The organism is Cupriavidus sp. 05T42 (assembly GCF_056396345.1).
This window is the reverse complement of record NZ_JBFTLH010000017.1, coordinates 1-18111: the sequence shown is the minus strand read 5'-3', so window position 1 is coordinate 18111 and position 18111 is coordinate 1. Positions and strand designations below refer to the sequence as shown.

Here is an 18111-nt window from a genome sequence, read left to right as displayed (position 1 = left end):
TTTCCACAGGTCGTTGAAGATGCGTACACTCTAAGTGTGTACTGCACTACATAGTCAATAGACCGATCATGATGATTTCGGAGTTTTCCCACATCACGGGACTGTCGCGGGAGACGGTGCGCTTCTACGTACGGCTCGGGCTTTTCCGGCCGACAACAAGCGGCAAGGGAGGGCGACGTCCCTATCAGCTTTTCACCGACGAGGATCGCCGGGCCGCCGAGGTGGTCCGGGTGGGGCAGTCCCTCGGCCTATCGCTCAAGGAAATCGCCGCCCTGGATACCGAGCGCCGAGAAACCGGCTTCTCTCCGGATCGCAGGACCGAAATCCTGAAGGGACAACTTGCCGGACTCGAAGCGAAGGCGGCGGAACTGGACTCGATGATCCGCTTCGTACGCGCGAAGATCGATTGGGTGGCGGCAGGCGGGCGGGGCTCCCACCCGGACCTGGGATCCTGCGGATGTGACACTGCCGGCTCCCTCACTTGACAGGCCTGTCCGCTACCGTCCCGATATCCGTCGTCAACGGCTTCCTGTCGGGCGCGGATCCGGCTGCTATTGCGCGGCTTGCCGAACGCTCGGGTATTGCGCATGAACTGCTGCAACAACCCGCCGCGCGGGTCACCCAGGAACAGTTCGCCACGCTCTATCGGCTGCTGGCGATGGAGCTTGATGATGAAATGCCTGGCATCTTCAGCCGTCCGCTGCGTAATGGCGTGCTGAAGTTCCTGGGTCTCAGCCTGCTCGACGCGCCAAGGCTGGAGGTAGCCCTGCATCGTTTTGGCCAGTTCTTCCACCTGATCCTTGATGAATTTCGTCTGACGTTACGGCGTGAGGGTGGGGAGGGGTATGTCGAACTGGTGGCGAACCCGGATGGCCCGGGCGTGAGCGTGCTGGGCTGCGAACTGATGCTGAAGCTGGTGCATGGGATGGCCTCGTGGCTCATCCGCCATAGAATCGTGCTCAATGGTGCCGAGTTCGCCTTTCCGCACCCGCCGCAGAGCAGCGATCATCTCTATCTGTTTCCAGGCCCGGTCCGCTTTGACTGCGCACGCACGCAGATCAGTTTCGATGCGGCCTACCTTGACTTGCCGGTCAGGCAACGCAAGCCGGACCTCGAAACATTTCTTGCACGCGCGCCTGAAGACTGGATATTCGTCGCCTTCGCCGAGCAGTTGACCTGCCACCGCGTGCGCCAGCACCTTGCCGAATGCCTGCCTGCGTCGCCGACCATCGATGCGGTCGCGCAGGCACTCCATCACTCCGTGCGCACCTTGTGCCGGCGCCTGTCGGCCGAAGGCACGACGTTCCAGGCCATCAAGGACGAGGTGCGGCGCGATCTTGCCATCCAGCGCCTGACGCGTTCCGAAGATCCCATTGCCGCGATTGCCTACGACGTAGGCTTCGACAATCCCACCGCCTTCCATCGGGCGTTCCGGCACTGGACGGGCAGCACCCCCAACGCCTACCGTCGCCCACTCTGATCCGTCGATCGGCGCCGGCTGGCGTCGATCGGTGCGGACTGTCAATCCTGGCCGTCGACTAACAAATCCTGCCACTTCAGGCAACGCTCACGCCGTCTGCCGGGTGCGTGCGCGGCTTCGAGGCCGAAAGCGGCACGATTTGTCAGCGAATGGGCCAGTTCGGGTAATCGGCTTTGCGCTGCCGGACATTACGATCACTCCGTCAATGTCGCAGCGCAGCAGGCCACCGAGCCGCGGGCGCTGCATCTCAAGATAAAGAGGCACGAGATGAGCTATACCGCACCCACCAAGGACATGCTGTTTGTTATCCGGGATCTGGCCGGACTCACAAAGATTGCCACGCTTCCCGGTTTCGAGGACGCCACCCCGGAGACGGTCGAGGCGGTTCTCGATGAGGCCGCGAAATTCCACGGCGAGGTCCTGGCGCCGCTGAACGTGGCAGGGGACAGGGCCCCGAGCAGTTGGCACGACGGTGAAGTGCGGACCACGGCCGGCTTCAAGGAGGCGTTTCGCCAGTTCGGGGAAGGCGGCTGGCAAGGCGTGGTCCATCCGACCGAATTCGGCGGACAGGGATTGCCCAAGCTGGTCGCCACGCCATGCATCGAGATGATGAACGCGGCAAACATGTCCTTCGCGCTGTGTCCGCTGCTGACCGACGGCGCCATCGAGGCACTGCTCACGGCGGGCTCCGACGAACTGCAGCAGCGCTACCTGCCGCGCCTGATCGCAGGCGAATGGACCGGGACGATGAACCTCACCGAGCCGCAGGCCGGCTCCGACCTCGCGCTGGTGCGCTCGCGTGCCGTGCGTCAGGCGGACGGCGCCTACAAGGTATCGGGCACCAAGATCTTCATCACGTACGGCGAGCACGACATGGCCGAGAACATCGTGCATCTGGTGCTGGCACGCACGCCGGACGCACCCGAAGGCGTGAAGGGCATCTCGCTGTTCCTGGTGCCGAAGTTCCTCGTCAACGATGACGGCTCGCTGGGGGCGCGCAACGATGTCCAGTGCGTGTCGATCGAGCACAAGCTCGGCATCAAGGCCAGCCCGACCGCCGTGCTTCAGTTCGGCGATCACGGCGGCGCCACGGGCTACCTGATCGGGCAAGAGAACCGCGGCCTGGAATACATGTTCGTCATGATGAATTCGGCGCGCTTTGGCGTGGGCGTGCAGGGCATCGCGATTTCGGATCGCGCATACCAGCAGGCCGTCGCCTACGCGAAGGATCGCGTGCAGAGCCGCCCGGTGGACGGCACGGCAAAGGAACCCGTCCCGATCATCCGGCACCCCGACGTTCGCCGCATGCTGACCGAAATGCGGGCGCTGACCGAAGGCGCACGGGCGCTCGCGCTGGTGGCGGCTGGCTACTCGGACATCGCGCACGCCGCTGCCGATCCCGAGACGCGCGCGCAACATGCCGCGGTCTACGAATACCTCGTGCCCGTCATCAAGGGATGGAGCACGGAGATGTCGCTGGAGGTCACCAGCCTCGGCGTGCAGGTGCACGGCGGCATGGGCTTTATCGAGGAAACGGGTGCGGCGCAACACTACCGCGATGCGCGCATCCTGCCGATCTATGAAGGCACCACCGCCATCCAGGCCAACGATCTGATTGGCCGCAAGACCGTGCGCGACGGCGGCGCCACCGCACGGGCCATCCTCGCGCAGATCGACGACACGCTTGTCGCGCTCGCGGAACGTGGCGCCAATGCGGCATGCAGCGCAATGTACAAGCGTCTGAGCGCGGCGCACACCGCACTGGCGAACGTCATCGAGTTCGTCGTCGCGAAAACGCGTACCGATGCCAACGCCGTGTTCGGTGCCAGCGTGGCCTACCTGAAGCTGGCTGGCATTGTGCTGACCGGATGGCAGATGGCGCGGGCGCTCATCGTTGCCATCGAGAAGCATCACGAGGACGAGGCCTTCTACGGCGCCAAGATCGCCACCGCGGCGTTCTTTGCCAACCATATCCTGGTGCGCGCGCCGGCCATGGAGGCGGCGATCACCAGTGTCGCCGGCACGGACGGATTCCTGGCCTTGAACGACGCGCAGTTCTGACGCAGTCAGACCAGACCCCGACACATTGAAGGACAGCAGCATGAAAATCGACGGTTACAGCATGGCGACGCTTGGCGCGTTCGTCGGCCAGGAGTTGGGCGTATCGGACTGGGTCGAGATCGATCAGGCGCGCATCGATGCATTTGCAGACTGCACGGACGACCACCAGTGGATCCACGTGGACGTGGACCGGGCGGGTCGCGAAAGCCCGTTTGGCGGCACCGTCGCGCACGGGTTCCTCACGCTTTCCCTGCTGGGCGGCCAGCTGACCCGCATGGGCATCGTCCCGGTCGATGCGAAAGCGGCCGTGAACTGCGGGCTGGAGAAAACGCGCTTCCTGACGCCGGTGAGGGCCGGCGCCCGGGTGCGCAATCGTGTGAAGCTGCTCGCGGCAGAGGACAAAGGCGAAGGCCGCATCATGCTGAGGACGGAGAACACCATGGAGATCGAGGGCCAGGCCCGGCCGGCTCTGGTCGCCGAGTCGCTGGCATTGCTGGTGGCCTGAGGAGAGAAACCATGGAAATGACGAAGCAACGTACAGGCAAGGCCGGCAAGCCAACCAAGGCCAATCGGCCGGCCTTGCCCGACAGCGGTGGCGCCATCGCCGCCGTCCCCAATCCCTTTGTGGGCCTGCGCCCGGAGGATCTGGCTTCCACCGCCCACCAGATCGGCACGCAATGCGTTCAGGAGCCCGCGCTGCTGCTGGAACAGCAGACGCAACTGGCGCATGACCTGCTGCGCGTGCTCGCCGGCACGGCCAGTGCCCCGCCAGCCCGCGACCGTCGCTTTGCGGACCGGGAGTGGCATGACAACCCGCTGTTCCGCATGCCGCTGCAGGGCTACCTTGCGTGGCGGGATGCCGCGGCCGGCTTTGTCAGCCGCTCTGTCATGGATGCACGCAGCAAGGAGCGCGCGCAGTTCTTCACATCACTCGTTTTCGATGCGCTGGCGCCGACCAATATGCTGTTGGGCAACCCGGCGGCGCTCCGGGAGACTTTCGAATCGGGCGGTCTCAGCCTGCTCTCCGGGATGACCAACCTGCTKACCGATGCCCTGACCAATCAGGGCATGCCTTCCCAGGTCGACAAGGGCGCGTTTCGTGTTGGCAAGGATCTGGCCAAGACACCGGGAACGGTGGTTTTCCGCAATGACATACTCGAACTGATCCAGTACACGCCCGTCACGGCCAAAGTCCACGCTCGCCCGCAGCTTATCGTGCCGCCCCAGGTCAACAAGTTCTATGTGTTCGACCTCGCTTCGGGCAAGAGCATCGTCGAGTACCTGGTGGGGCAGGAATTCCAGGTGTTCATGGTGAGCTGGCGCAATCCGACTGCCGCGCAGCGCGAGTGGAATCTCGACACCTACGTGGCGGCGCTGATCGAAGCGATCCATGCCATCCGCGATATCACCGACAGTGATGATGTGAACCTGCATGGCGCCTGCGCCGGCGCGATGACAATGGCGGCGCTGATGGGCTATTGCGCAAGCCGTGGCGAGAAACTGGTACATGCCGCCACGCTGATGGTGTCCGTCTTCGGCCTGGACGAGCAGTCTCAGCTAGGCCTGTTCGCCACGCCGGAGGCCGTTACCACCGCGCGGCAAAGCAGCCAGGCGAGGGGTGTGCTCGACGGCGAGGAACTGGGCCGGGTATTCGCATGGATGCGGCCCAATGATCTGGTGTGGAACTACTGGGTCAACAACTACCTGCTTGGCAAGGCGCCGCCGGCGTTTGATGTCCTGTACTGGAATAACGACACGACGCGGCTGCCCGCAGGATTCCATTGCCAGTTGCTCGACATCCTCTCGGACAACCTGCTTGCCACCCCGGGCGCGCTGACGGTGCTGGGCGAGCCCATCGATCTGTCGAAGGTCGCCTGCGACAAGTTCGTGTTGGCCGGCGTCACCGACCATATCACCCCGTGGCAGGGCGTGTACCGCGCCGCACGTGCCTTTGGCGGACAGACCGAATTCGTCCTGAGCTCCAGCGGCCACATTCAAAGCCTGATCAACCCGCCCGGCAACGCGAAGGCGAAGTTCTTCGTGAACGGCGACGATACGTCCGACCCGCAAGCCTGGCTGGACGGCGCCGAGGCCACGTCCGATTCGTGGTGGAACCACTGGAGCCAGTGGCTGAAGCAGCGGTCCGGCCCGAAGCGCAACGCACCCTTGGCGCCTGGCAACGCACGCCACGCACCGTGCGGCGAAGCCCCCGGACGCTACGTGATCGAAGCCTGACGCCCGGCCATGTCGCAGTGTTCCCAGTTTTTCAACGCAACCTGAATGGAGACCATGAAGATGGAATCKACCAACACCGCGGGCGCGTTCGCCCCGCACAAGAAGCTGTTTGACTTCGTCAAACACAACCGCCTTGACCCGGTGGCGATCCTGGAGTCCCGTCGCAAGGACATCGAGGCGCTGGCCGGCGTCAATCTCGCGCTGCTGAGCGGCCTGCAATCGCTGGTCCGTCTGCAGGCCGAGTACCTGAGTGGCACCGCAGCCGATCTGCAGTCGCTCGGCACGCCGAAGCAGGGCGATGACGCCAAGGCTTCGGCTGTGCGCGTGACCGACCTGCTGCCGCTCAGCCTGAACAAGGCCGTGACCGGTCTGCGCGGCCTGACCGACACCGTGTACAAGACGCAAGCCGACAGCTTTGCCGTGGTCGGCAAGCGTTTCGCGGAGAACGTGGAAGAAGTGAAGAGCATCCTGCGCCCCAAGCCGTAACCCCCGCGGCACGGCCTCCCCGGGCCGTGCCGTCCCGCCCGCTTCAGGGCAATGCATCCAGGACGACTTGATGACAATAAACGGTGCCAGCGTTGAATCTGGCCACAAGATGGCAATCCGGACCGTAGACCTGGATGGACAGGTGCTGCGGGTCGGCATCCGGCCCGGCAACGATGCGGGGCCGCCGCTCCTCATGTTCAACGGTATCGGCGCCAATCTCGAACTCGTCGAACCGTTCGTCGATGCGCTCGAGGGTGTCGAAGTGATCATCTTCGATGTCCCCGGCGCTGGCGGTTCTCCCGCGCCGCTGCTTCCCTATCGTCTGTCCAACCTGTGCGTGCTCGCCGACAAACTGCTTGGCCATCTCGGCTATGAAGGGCAGGTCGACGTGCTCGGCGTTTCCTGGGGCGGGGCGCTCGCGCAGGAGTTCGCGCATCTCTACCCGATGCGCTGCCGGCGCCTTGTGCTGGCGGCAACGTCGCCCGGCGTGATCATGGTGCCGGGTAGCGTGTCGGTCCTCTCGAAGATGATCGGCGCGCGCCGCTATAACGACCCGGACTACCTGCGGCGCGTGGGCGCCGATATCTATGGCGGTGCCTTCCGCGACGATCCCGGATTGCTGGAAGCGCACGGCCGGCATATGCATCCGCCGCGCGGCCGCGGCTATGTGTACCAGTTGCTGGCGGCATGGGGATGGAGCAGCCTGTTGTGGCTCGGCGCTCTGGGCCAGCCCACGCTGGTCATGCACGGCTCCGACGATCCCATCGTGCCCCTGGTCAATGCCAGGATCCTCGCTTCGCGCATTCGACATGCAGCGCTCCACATCTTCGACGATGGACACCTCTTTCTCCTGACTCGCGTCAGCGAAGCAGCAACGGTGGTGCTGCGTTTCCTGCGTCAGCCTCAGGCCTGACGCAGTGGTCMCCCGGAATCCGGGAGGCCACCTTTGTCAGATTCGCTTTAGTCAGAATTTGTGACGCAGGCCTACGGCTGCACCGATCATCGTGCTCTGCCCGTTGCCAAGGGCATAGCTGTTGCCCAGCGACAGGCTGTTGGCGTAGACGGTTGCCAGCGATTCGAGCATCAGGCCGGCGTTCCTGGCGAACGCCGTGGTCACATAGACATCGGTACGCTTCGAGAACGCGTAGTTCGCGACGAAGGCGATCTGCCATGGGTTGGCCACTTGCGTGTTGCCGTACAGACTCTTCACGTTGTCGTAGTTGTATTCGAGCGTGAGGCCCACGGCAGGGGAGACCTGGTAGATCGCACCGATCCAGTAGAAATCGTCACGCTGAAACATAACGTCCGCCGCATTCGTGTTTCGACCCCAGCGATAACCGCCCATGATCCTGGCCGGGCCGTAGGCGTAGCTGGCGCCGACCACGGCCTTCCTGACGGTGCCACTGCTCGTATCGATGGTCGGATTCCACTGGTCGTAGCCGATGGTGAGGCCAATCGGACCCGCTTCATACGCCACGGCAGCCCCGTAGGCGGAGTCGCGCCGAAACTGGCCAGGCACCTCGCCATTGCCACCAATCGGCGTCGCGATGCCGACCGTCGCGGGCAKGGCCACCCCGACGCCAAAGGACCAGTGTGCAATTGCCTTCACCGGGCCAAACTGGCCGCTGTACTTGATGGTGTTGTCTTCGCGGAAATTCGGGCCCGATTGCAGGATGATGGGCTCGTACTGCGTGGCATAGGCGGTCGGCGAGTAATTCGCGAGCATCTCGAACATCGAGGTGTACTGGCGGCCAAAACTGACCTGGCCATAAGAACTCTGCAGGCCCACCAACGCCTGGCGGCCGAACAGGCGGCCACTTTGCTGCGAGGTGCCGGTCTCCAGATTGAAGCCGCTTTCCAGGACAAAGATGGATTTCAAGCCACTACCGAGGTCTTCAACACCACGCAGGCCCCAACGCGACCCGGCCAGTCCGCCCGAGGTCATACGGGCGACGTCATGGGATGGCCCGCGATTGAACTGATTGAACGCCGTAGGTACAACGCCCAGGTGATTGACATACTCGACGTTCACATCCGCCACACCGTAGAGCGTGACGCTAGACTGCGCAAATGCCGCCCCAGAACACAGGGGCAGCGATGCGATGGCGATGTTCTTCAGTTTCACCCCGGTCTCCTCCCATCATCTTGCATGGAGATGCGACGTCGGACCCTCCCATGGCACTCATCATAGGAGAGTTGGGGAGGGCGGTCAGGTCTGTGCCTGCGAGGCGCGCTCGGTCTCGATGCGACGCAGGTCGGCGGCGTAGTACTTGCGCCCGATCGCGAAACACAATGTGGCGCACAGGCCGGCCAGCGGAATGATCTGCAGGGCGCCAAGCAAACCGATTCTGTCGGCGAGCAGTCCCGTCACAAAGGGACCGGGCGCAAGGCCCAGCAGGTTGTTGGCGAGCGTGAGCGTGGCGAAGGCCGTCGCGTGAATGCTGGGATGCGTGAGGTTGGCCACCACGGCGCTCGCCGGTCCGGCCGTACCGCCGACCAGTAGCATGCCGGCAAAGATCAGGACCATTTGCGTCGTGCCCGCCGGCGTGTGGAAGGCCGCCACGAGCAGCACGCAGCTGGTGGTGCTGTAGGCAATGGCCATCAGCCACTTGCGGGTCGGGGCATTGCGGGCGGCCCAGTCGGTCAGCGCACCGCAGGCAATCATGCCTGCGCCGGCCGCCAGCACGAAGCCTGCGGCTGTCAGGCCTGCACGGTCCGTCGCCATGCCGTAGTAGCGTGACAGGTAGCTCGGCATCCACGCAAGCAGGGCGCCCGTGACCAGCAACTGCATGGCGCTGCCGACATAGGTACAAAGAATCGAAGGGGCCGAGAACAGGGCGGATACCAGGGGCCGCAAAGCCAGGCGTTTGGGTGCTCCCGCGTCGCCCTTGTCCTCGCCAATCCGCGCGCGCTGCGCCTTCAGGCGCGGTTCCGTCACCACGAAGCGAAACACGGCTACGAGTATCAGGCCGAAGATGGCCATCGCGGCGAACGCCCAGCGCCACCCGAGATGAGCGGCGAGGGTGCCGCCCAGGGCCATTCCCAGCACCGATCCGAACGGGCCGCCGGCAATGAACGCGGCGCTCAGGCTGGAGCGCAAGCGGCGGGGAAATACCGACAGCACCATGGCAATGCCCACGCTGCCATAGGCGGCTTCGCCGACGCCCACGCACAGTCGGGCGATGAACATTTCGCCGAAGTTCGTCGCCACGGCACAGCCGAGCGTAGCGAGGMTCMACAAGCCGGCCATCAGCATGAGGCTCTTGACCCGGCCCCAGCGGTCCGCGAGGACAGACAGTGGCAATGTCAGGATCCCCACCATCAGCGCAACAATGCCGCCGAGCGCGCCGAGTTCCGTATCGGTCAGCGCCCATTCCTGCTTCAGTAGCGGAAATACGGCATTGAGCACCTGGCGCGACATGTAGTCTGACAGCAGCAGACCAAAGCCCAGCGCGAACACTACCCACGAGTAGTAGTGGAGTCCGACTGGCCTGACTGGATCTGCTGCCATGGTCGGAAATGTGGAACGTTGTTCGAGCATGAATACCTCAGAAGGATCACTTTGACGACTCCCGGCCACTTGAGCCGAGGCGCTGACGCGTCCTTCCATGGCGCTTGCCAACGTCCGGTCGCAACGGAAGCAAGTATCTAGAATCAGTTGCGTACGGTTTGACCGTTCGGGACATGCATTTTGCTTTTCGGGATAGTCCGGGAAAACCTGAGGGCCCGGATGCCGTGTCCGGTGGTCCGACGCCGACTTCGGCGAACTGCACCGGGTCAGCTAGTATGAAATGCGACGAGGCGAATGCATCGAACTCGTCTTTTCCCTAACGACACGGTTGCCATGCAAGACAAGCCTGACACAACAACATTCGTGCCGTTCAGCGTGTTGCTGCGCGATGGACGGGAGGTGCTGGTTCGGGAGATTGCCGAAGACGACAGGGCTGGCCTGCTGGCGGCGTTCGACAGACTTTCCGCCGACGCGCGTTACACGAGATTCATGGCCGCCATGCAACAGCTACCCGAAGCCATGCTCGAGCACGCAACGCATCCGTCGCCGGAGTGCGAGCTTGCCCTGGTGGCAGTAGCCACCAAAGGCAAGGGCCCGTCTATTGTGGGGGGCGTGCGCTATGCCGCGGCGCCCGGCAACGATACCTGCGAGTTTGCGGTCACGATCGTCGATGACTGGCATGGGCTTGGCCTTGCCAGCCGACTGCTGAGCACGCTAATCGACACCGCTCGCCGCCGCGGTTACCGATCCATGGAAGGCTATGTCCTGTCATCGAACACCGCGATGCGGCGATTGGCTCACCGCTTAGGATTTGCCGACGTACCGTGTCCCGACGACACGACGCTGCGCGTGGTGACCCTTGCGCTGTAAGAGAGTGTTGATCGGGATGGTTGGGGCACCGGAGTACGAATTGTATTTAACATAAGATAGATTATGCATAAAGGTTCGATCAGGCAGTAGGGGTCAGAAGAAGTCATTACGTCAAATACCAAGCCCCCAGAACCGGGGGTTCAAAACGTAAAAGCCAGCACATAAGGTGCTGGCTTTTTTGTTGCCGGAGAGGTCATGAAGAACCCGTCCAGGCGCTGGGTCAGTCCAACTGAATTCGACAAATACACCAGCGGCCTACCACGCAAACACCTTTCTCGTCTATTGCGCAGATGCGACAGAACTATCCGGGACTGGCAGACGGGCCGACGGCCTATCCCTGCCTGGACCATCGACACCCTCCGCATGCACGGCCTGGACGCGATACGAGCCTACCGGGAGATTTTCGGATCCTATCCACAGTAGGTCGCGTGTTATCGTTACGACATCCGTAACGAATAATAAGACCGCAAATGCGTGCAGCCCTCGTCGCCCTTCTGGTCTGCCTGACTGCTACCACAGTTCAGGCAGCGAAATGCAGAAACGGTACCAAAATCACGACCGAATACGATCCTTGCCCGCCGGGCTACACCGACATCACCGGTMAGCAATATGGCGAAGTATTCGGAAGCCCGCCATGCACTGAACCGTTGCCAGCAGACGTTCTCGTCTGTCGCCTACCGGCACCAGCGACAAAAGAGAGTCGTGCTCATCAAAAGGAACCGCCGGTAAATGTGGAGTGGACCAAAAAAGGCGACTTGTAGAAGGGTGGTCTGCCTGATCGCTTCGAGCTCAAAGCCGGCGCTCCTGGTGAGACCCGCTACTCGGTCCCGCCAGCCTCGCTGAGCCGCTCGACAACAGCCACGAGGGTTGCCCAGGCTGAATGCAATACGCGGTTCTGCCTGGGCGCGGACACTCCTAACGCTAGATGCAGCCGAAACCGAATCTGTGGCCACAGAAGCTTGTCACCCGCGTTCGGGCGATGTACCAAGGTTGCTCGAAATGGCATGCTGCACAGGGTATCAATGACCAGGTGAGCGGCTATGAACCATATCGACGAAATCGAGTGCATCTGCGGAACGACGGTCGAGATCTCCGAATTTCAGCTCGGCCTCAGAGGCGAACCGGTGCACACTGCTGCGCCCTGCCCTATATGCGGCAAAGTCCTATATGAGACCGATATCGACGGCATCKTTCTCGTGGAGGTGATATTCCCTCGAGTACAGCGCAGTCATCTCTCACCCTAGGCGCCCTTTTTCGTTACGCGCTTGGGCGTAACGCCTTTTGACGAAGGACAGATGGCGTCCCATAACCGGCTGTGCTGCTCCACGCTCAGCCCCAATGCGGGCCAGTCCTTGAGCGGCCCCTTCGAGAAAATCGCACCCTGCTCCAATGTCTTGCGAGCCCTGCGCAACTGCACCATCGTGTCAATCATCAGCTCAAACGACACTGGATTTCCGTTACCAGTACCCGTAACGGTTTCCGCATATTTGTTGCCACGCCCAGCACGCTCCGACAACAACTCACAGATACGACGCTGCATCTCGTCAATCGTCTCGTGAGCTTCGGCCAGCTCCGCCTTCGTGGCATCCAGCTCGGCTCGCAACTCGGCCATGTCGTCTTCCAGATCCGCCACGTCCAGGAGCGCTTCAGGATCGACGACAGGTCGATGCATAGGCGACACGCGTTCAGCGCGCCTACGAGCCCGATACGCGGCTTGGCGCTCGGCATTCGACAGCGCACCAAGCTTGCGAGGCCGGCCACGACCGCGCTTCGCCTCGCCCACTTCCAACTCGCCAGTCCGACTATCCGTTACGTCACGCATATTTGCCTCCGTGTCTATGCCTGTATTTTACGTTACTCGTAACGAATATTCAATTACTGTTACACGTTCCAGCGTAACGAAAATTACCGCCCGCCACGGTCGAACACCTCGAGGCTGATTGGATCGACCGGCCGACCAGCCGCGGCGAGCTGCTGGCCATAGTCTCGAGACGGTTCAACCTGGCGCGGCCGCTCCTGGACACCATCGGCGTCAAAGGCCATGAAGAACCCGTCCCGAACGATCTGCTGGCACTGGTCCGTGTTGACCTGGAGCTTCGTGCCCTGCTGCGTGTAGCACTGACACCGGTTCTTGCCAGTCACGCACGCCGCCGGCACAGGAACACGCTTCGGCTGCGTGAGCTGGTCGTACACGGGCGACGTATAGTCCAGGCCAGCAATGCGCGGGGTGTAAGCCTGGATGTACTCGCCAGTCGAAAGCGGCCGCGACCGCCGGTCCCCTTCCGTCCCGTACGCAATAGCACCGGGTGCACGACCAGGTGCATGCGCTTTGATCGCCGCCGCCTCCTCAGACTCCCCGTGCATAGGCATATAGACCTTCCGATAACCGACATACCCAAGGAACGCCATCGCGGCCAGCACCAGCGGAATGATGGCCAGGACCTTTGTCGGAATCTTCCGCTTAACCGTATGCACCTCAGCCGACTTGTACAGACCGTAGACGGTCTTGGGAAACTTGAACGTCTTGCGGATCGAGTCCCTACGCCCCGCCGGCTTGTCGCAGTTCTCGCGCACCGCATTCCACTCATGAAGGCTCGAAGACTGAGCGCCGAACTTGCGCACCAGGTGCAGATGCCGACCAACCAGCCGTCGCGCATTAGTGTCAATCAGCATCGGATGCTGCGTGATCAGGAAAAGGCTGATCCCGTTATGCCGCAATGTTTCAAGCGCAGCCACATGACGAGGCACCGCCGACCCATTGGCCCGAAGCCGGTACGCCTGTTGCGCCTCATCGAGAACCACAATCGAACCGGGCGGCACGTCTGGCCAGTCCTCCGGCTTTTCAAGACGCGTCCAAGGCAGCATCAAATTATTGATGCCGTGGTAGTACACCGGCCGCGCTTCTTTCTCGGCAAGCTTCTTCACCTCATCAATGGTGAACAACGTTTTGCCGTTGCCCTGCAAGCCAGTCACCAACGTAACCACTGCGGTCATTTGATCACCATTTTCGTAATGGTGTCCGACGAAAGCCCTTCGAGCACCAGCCGTACCGAGATGGCCGAAAACAAGATGCTGATGCAGGTATCGAGCTTGACCAAACTCATCACCTGCACGAACTCAGGCGGCAGCGCATACAGGTTCTGAAGGATCAAATCCTTGATCGAGCCGACGAACGCGGTCAGCCCCGTAAAGCTGACATAGCCAATGCCAAGGGCGATCAGCACACGCCCGACCAACGAACCGACGACGAGCGCCAGCCCGCCGAGCAATGCAAGCAGAATTGTCGGCATTACTTAAACCCTCCGAGAACGATGCGCAGCGCGCCAATCAGCGAGATAACGACAAAGATGCGGCCCAACCATTCGAGATACTGGTTCAGCTTCGAGAAAGGCAGCGTAATCGACTGACCCGACACCGTGACCACCTTGTCGGACAACCCGCCGCCGCCGAGAAACGGCGATTGGTCGAGCGCGGTCGCGATTGGCGTCACCGTCCGCTGAGACGGACTCGCGGGATTCCCTGCCGGGTCATTCCCCGCCACCAGCTGCTGGCCGAGCGCCGAAGCATCGTTCGGCTGCTGCAAATCGCACCTCGTATGCCACTGCTGATTCAGCATCGCGCACTGCACTGCATCACCCTTGCACACCGGTGGCGCCACACAGTCCGCACCACCTTCCGCTGACGAATTCGCCTTGCATGCCGAATMGTTGGGATTCTTAGCACAGAACATATCGATGGGCTCTGTGGTCTCGGTCTTGGTGCCGTCCGGGTTCGTTTTGGTCTGCGTGACATTGGTGACGCCGTTATTGTTCGTAATCGTCGTCGTGGTACCCGTCGATTGCGGCGCAGCCTGAACACCACTGGCGTCCGTGTTAGTGGTGGTACTCGTGCCGGTCTGCTTCACTGACGAACCAGGTACATCACCGGGCTTCGCACACTGACCCACCCCATTCACCGTGCCGTAGATCTGCCCCTTCTGCGCGCAACTCACCAACGAAGGCGGATCGTCCTTCTTTGTCGTCGTATCGATACTCGTGTAGTTCGCACCCGAGCATGTTGCACCTGTTCCAGCGCCAATGGACATGCCATAGCCGAAAGAGCCGGCCACCGCTATTGAGCCCTGCGGATATGCGCAACCCTGAATGCAAGCCGTACCCGGTGCGCTCGTCGCCGAGCCAACGACCCACGCTCCCACGTACTTGTTTTTTACCGACGCTGCTGTGCAATCCTGCGGCTGAGGCGTAGAAACATAGTCCACGTTGCTCGTAATACTCGACCACGCCGAGCCAACCCCCGTCTGGCCCTTGTCACGCAAATAACACGATCCCGTGCGGGCATTCAGCAACACGATCTGCGTCAGTTCCTTGCTCGCCTGGTTCGCTACACGAAACGACTCGCATGCAGCCTGAGCCGAGCAATTCTCCGTGTAGTTCCGACACGTCGCTCCACCACTCGCAGTCACCCACGGGGTCGACCAATAGTTGACATTCTCAGCACGCGCTTCAGAAACCGCGATMAGGAAAAATGCACAGACCACCACCAAGGCGAGCACACGACCCAGCCGGCGCCGTATCGAGCGCGGCACAGCCGCAACAACTGAGAACCACGATTGCATAGATGACTCCCCTTATCGATGCGTGAACATGATCCATGCCGCCCCCACTACCGCAATCACCACGAAAATCCCCATTCCCGTTCCCCAAGAAAATCGGGGGCCGTAGCCCCCGAGTCACCGCACATACGACCGCCACCAGAACCCGACCTTGATGGCGACTCGGATCAGCAGCACCGCACCCGCCACCGATCCGATATCGACCGCCCAAACCTGCAGGGCGAGCTTTACAGCGCCGAGCGCAGCCACTTGACGGCCTTGACCGCCAGGACGATCAGGATCACGCCGGCACCGACCGTAGCCGCGTCGACAGCAGCCGTCGACAGAGCCGTGGACACCGAGGTATCGACAGCCGCGTTAGCAGCACCAGCAGCCAGTGCCACACCACCCACCACAGCGGAACGAATGAAACGCATAGGGATTCTCCCGAGAAAGCCGGATAGCGCCGGCACGCTGTCAGCTGGACGCTGACGGATCATCACCAGCCGACAACGACCCGAGCACCGCCCGAATCGCATATGCGCCGGCCCACACCAGCAAGATCGCCGCACCGATGGTGCCGCCATCCTGCGCACTCAGCGCCAACGGGTTGTTGAAGTACTCCGTAGACGACTGAACCACGTAAGCGCACTGCGTCATGTCACTCGGCTGGGGGTTCACCACAGCCAACGACCCATCACCACTGACCTGGACACAGAGCGCCATCCTCAGCCCCGGCCCACGCGGCGATACGCCTTGTGCAACGCACGCGCACGCTTACGGCGAACCAACTCGACCGCAGCGCCCTCCGACACGAACGACATGAGCCAGAGCCGCAGCATTACGCGCCCACCTTCTGCGACTTGTCCTCCTGGACACGTTGCAGCGGACGAATGCCGGTGATGATCTTCACGTCACCGCCATCCTTGCCGTTGCTCGTTTCAACCATCGTCACCTCGGCAATGAACGGGAACGGATTGTTGATGACGCCCTTGACCACAGCCGAGTTCTCGCACTTCAGCGCCTGCGTGCAAACGCCCTTCGAGTCCTGGCCACGCAGTTCGACATCGGTGTAGATCGTGCCGGTGTCCAGCTGCTTACCRTCCATGTTCCCAACCCAGAACTTCGCACCGCGCACGGTGACCTTTGCCATCATTTCCATCGTTCACTCCTGGTAGACCGGCGGAGGTTCGTGCCCGCCGTACACGTGCCGCGCCAGAGCAGATTTGTGCAGCGAGGCCGGGACACCCTTACGGCTGATCCGAACTACCACTGCGGCGTCGTTGAGATACCTGGGACTCAGACGCGCACAGGCGAACGCCTTGCCGTACTGGTGTGCTGCGTGATCCAGGGCGCGTTCGAGAGCGATCTCGTCCTGGACGTTGAGCGCCGCCTTCTGGTCCGTCGCAAGACGCACCGGATCGGCCTCAAGGAACGCTTCGAGCGCCTTGTATGCGCCCACGAAGTAGCTGTCGCGCCGAATGAGAATGTCGTGCTCGACCACGCGGTCCTTGGAGCGGAACTCGATCTCGATACGCAGCCACTCGCTGTCCTGCTTACCGAGCTGACGGCCCTTCTCGTAGGCGCGCAGCATCTTGCCGTTCTTGCGCCGGCCGATCTCGAGCGTCCGACCACCACACGCCCCTGCCCCGGCTACGCCGCTCTCGATGCGGCGATACACCGGAATCCGGCCACCCGCGTTGAACTCGCCCGCGAAATACAGGCTCTCGACTTGATCTACCGAGACCTCGCCCTCGCAGAAATCCCGCGCCAGATCGCACCGCGTGATGCGGGCATCGAGGTCCTGCACCGTCGCGTACACGGCGTCCCAGTCGACCACCGCCGCACAGCCGACACCGGACAAGTCCAGGCAGACCGTCCCGGCGACGTGCTCCCCACCGGCGCCGATGATGCCCAGGCGAACGGTCTCGCCGTTGACGTACGCGAGCACATCCGTGCTCGACTCATAGCGCCGGAAGCCATAGCCATTGGGGCGAAAGGTGACAGGGATGGAGAACCAGAGATGGAAGTAGCGTGACAGCTGCTCGAGCGCCTCGCCGATGGAGCCGTCCGGCAGGAAGGTGAACGTCAACCAATCGATGATCGTCTGCTGTGCCTCGCGTTTAGCACTTTCCCCCCGTTTTACAGTCCGGGGGGAAGGACCCGCCGGCCGCACGGCGTCGCTGCGCGCCGCCGGGGCGGCCGTCAGGCCCTCACGCACCAGGTAATCACGGTTGGGACGAGCTACAACGCGTCGTGCCATCAACAACCCCTCATTGGTCGTAAACCAGTTATTCTTCGTCTGCAACTCCGTTTGGAGCCGACTCCGTTTGGAGTGGAGCGAAAATAACTCCGATTGGAGTCGACGGAGAAATTGGGGATTTCTATGAGCTACCAAGAATTGATAGCGAAGGCACTTCACGGACGGAGTGTCACCAAGGCGGCCCAGGCCATGGGCGTGCCGCAGCAGACGTTCAATCGCTATGCGCGAGGTGAACGCCTGCCCGATTACGCGACTGCGATGATGTTGGCTAAGGAAGCCGGAATGGACCCGCGCGACGTGTTCATTACCCTCGCCCAAGAGGACGCGAAGCGTCGCGGATTGGAAATTTTTTCCGAGGGTTTTAAGAAGCTGCTATCACTCGTCAAGCCGCGCCGGGATTGGGTTCCCGCGTGGTGATAGCAGCCTAAAGCTTGATTGAACCTTTGATAGATTATGCATCTGAACGATGTTGGCCGTTATTAGTAATGTCACCTTTGCGACGAATAGAGATGTCACCTGAGGCTGCCTCCCCGTACGCTCCGAGTTTCGTCGGGCGCTTTGGGAGGCAGCCATGCACAGACAAGGATTGGTGACCATGAGCATGCGCGAAGTTG

Annotated in this window: 18 protein-coding genes; 9 read left to right on the top strand and 9 right to left on the bottom strand. The window is 62.1% G+C overall.

The features are described 5' to 3' along the window. Window positions 1-68 precede the first annotated feature (68 nt). The 7 genes from AC1EJR_RS20740 to phaZ all read left to right on the top strand — a co-directional run bounded on the left by AC1EJR_RS20740 (window position 69) and on the right by phaZ (window position 7175). Window positions 69-485 carry a MerR family transcriptional regulator gene (locus AC1EJR_RS20740; protein ID WP_092300460.1) on the top strand — a complete coding sequence of 139 codons (417 nt, stop codon included), beginning with the start codon at window positions 69-71 and terminating at the stop codon, window positions 483-485. After that, window positions 482-1480, top strand: coding sequence for an AraC family transcriptional regulator (locus AC1EJR_RS20735; RefSeq protein WP_092300457.1), 999 nt, complete (start codon window positions 482-484; stop codon window positions 1478-1480). The genes AC1EJR_RS20740 and AC1EJR_RS20735 overlap by 4 nt, the downstream gene beginning before the upstream one ends. A 267-nt stretch (window positions 1481-1747) precedes the next feature. Continuing rightward, window positions 1748-3541, top strand: a complete 1794-nt coding sequence (locus tag AC1EJR_RS20730; protein WP_441593050.1) for an acyl-CoA dehydrogenase — start codon at window positions 1748-1750, stop codon at window positions 3539-3541. A 40-nt stretch (window positions 3542-3581) separates the two neighbouring features. After that, entirely contained in the window at window positions 3582-4046 is a 465-nt protein-coding gene (locus tag AC1EJR_RS20725) for a MaoC family dehydratase (RefSeq protein WP_454757812.1), read from the top strand. 11 nt (window positions 4047-4057) lie between these two features. After that, window positions 4058-5776 (top strand): alpha/beta fold hydrolase, encoded by a 1719-nt coding sequence (locus AC1EJR_RS20720; protein WP_477147494.1) that lies wholly within the window; start codon window positions 4058-4060, stop codon window positions 5774-5776. Between the two features lie 54 nt (window positions 5777-5830). Further along, window positions 5831-6262: a phasin family protein gene (locus AC1EJR_RS20715; RefSeq protein WP_477147493.1), complete on the top strand. Its 432-nt coding sequence runs from the start codon at window positions 5831-5833 to the stop codon at window positions 6260-6262. Between the two features lie 70 nt (window positions 6263-6332). Continuing rightward, window positions 6333-7175: a poly(3-hydroxyalkanoate) depolymerase gene (gene phaZ / locus AC1EJR_RS20710; protein WP_092300448.1), complete on the top strand. Its 843-nt coding sequence runs from the start codon at window positions 6333-6335 to the stop codon at window positions 7173-7175. A 51-nt stretch (window positions 7176-7226) separates the two neighbouring features. On the opposite strand, the gene AC1EJR_RS20705 is transcribed toward phaZ, so the two are convergent. After that, on the bottom strand, window positions 7227-8387 hold the full coding sequence (locus tag AC1EJR_RS20705; protein ID WP_477147492.1) for a porin: 1161 nt from the start codon (window positions 8385-8387) through the stop codon (window positions 7227-7229). Window positions 8388-8471: 84 nt separating this feature from the next. Further along, window positions 8472-9803 (bottom strand): MFS transporter, encoded by a 1332-nt coding sequence (locus tag AC1EJR_RS20700; RefSeq protein ID WP_477147491.1) that lies wholly within the window; start codon window positions 9801-9803, stop codon window positions 8472-8474. Window positions 9804-10106: 303 nt separating this feature from the next. Between AC1EJR_RS20700 and AC1EJR_RS20695 the strand changes: the two genes are divergently transcribed. Then, window positions 10107-10643 carry a GNAT family N-acetyltransferase gene (locus AC1EJR_RS20695; RefSeq protein WP_092300744.1) on the top strand — a complete coding sequence of 179 codons (537 nt, stop codon included), beginning with the start codon at window positions 10107-10109 and terminating at the stop codon, window positions 10641-10643. 1240 nt (window positions 10644-11883) lie between these two features. Here the strand turns inward: AC1EJR_RS20695 and AC1EJR_RS20690 are convergent. The 7 genes from AC1EJR_RS20690 to AC1EJR_RS20660 all read right to left on the bottom strand — a co-directional run bounded on the left by AC1EJR_RS20690 (window position 11884) and on the right by AC1EJR_RS20660 (window position 17542). Beyond that, window positions 11884-12465 (bottom strand): hypothetical protein, encoded by a 582-nt coding sequence (locus tag AC1EJR_RS20690; protein ID WP_477113611.1) that lies wholly within the window; start codon window positions 12463-12465, stop codon window positions 11884-11886. 83 nt (window positions 12466-12548) lie between these two features. Then, a complete protein-coding gene (locus AC1EJR_RS20685) occupies window positions 12549-13637 on the bottom strand; it encodes a zonular occludens toxin domain-containing protein (protein ID WP_477113610.1) in 1089 nt (362 codons plus the stop codon). Next, window positions 13634-13933 carry a DUF2523 domain-containing protein gene (locus AC1EJR_RS20680; RefSeq protein ID WP_441593072.1) on the bottom strand — a complete coding sequence of 100 codons (300 nt, stop codon included), beginning with the start codon at window positions 13931-13933 and terminating at the stop codon, window positions 13634-13636. The genes AC1EJR_RS20685 and AC1EJR_RS20680 overlap by 4 nt, the downstream gene beginning before the upstream one ends. Further along, entirely contained in the window at window positions 13933-15258 is a 1326-nt protein-coding gene (locus AC1EJR_RS20675) for a hypothetical protein (RefSeq protein WP_477147490.1), read from the bottom strand. The genes AC1EJR_RS20680 and AC1EJR_RS20675 overlap by 1 nt, the downstream gene beginning before the upstream one ends. 224 nt (window positions 15259-15482) lie before the next feature. Then, the gene (locus AC1EJR_RS20670) at window positions 15483-15671 is read right to left on the bottom strand and encodes a major capsid protein (protein ID WP_441593068.1); all 189 of its coding nucleotides are present in this window, start codon (window positions 15669-15671) and stop codon (window positions 15483-15485) included. A 404-nt stretch (window positions 15672-16075) separates the two neighbouring features. Then, complete coding sequence (locus AC1EJR_RS20665; RefSeq protein WP_477147489.1) at window positions 16076-16396, bottom strand: hypothetical protein; 321 nt, start codon at window positions 16394-16396, stop codon at window positions 16076-16078. Between the two features lie 3 nt (window positions 16397-16399). After that, complete coding sequence (locus AC1EJR_RS20660; protein WP_477147488.1) at window positions 16400-17542, bottom strand: replication initiation factor domain-containing protein; 1143 nt, start codon at window positions 17540-17542, stop codon at window positions 16400-16402. Window positions 17543-17620: 78 nt separating this feature from the next. Between AC1EJR_RS20660 and AC1EJR_RS20655 the strand changes: the two genes are divergently transcribed. After that, window positions 17621-17914, top strand: a complete 294-nt coding sequence (locus AC1EJR_RS20655; protein ID WP_477113606.1) for a helix-turn-helix domain-containing protein — start codon at window positions 17621-17623, stop codon at window positions 17912-17914. Window positions 17915-18111: the final 197 nt, after the last annotated feature.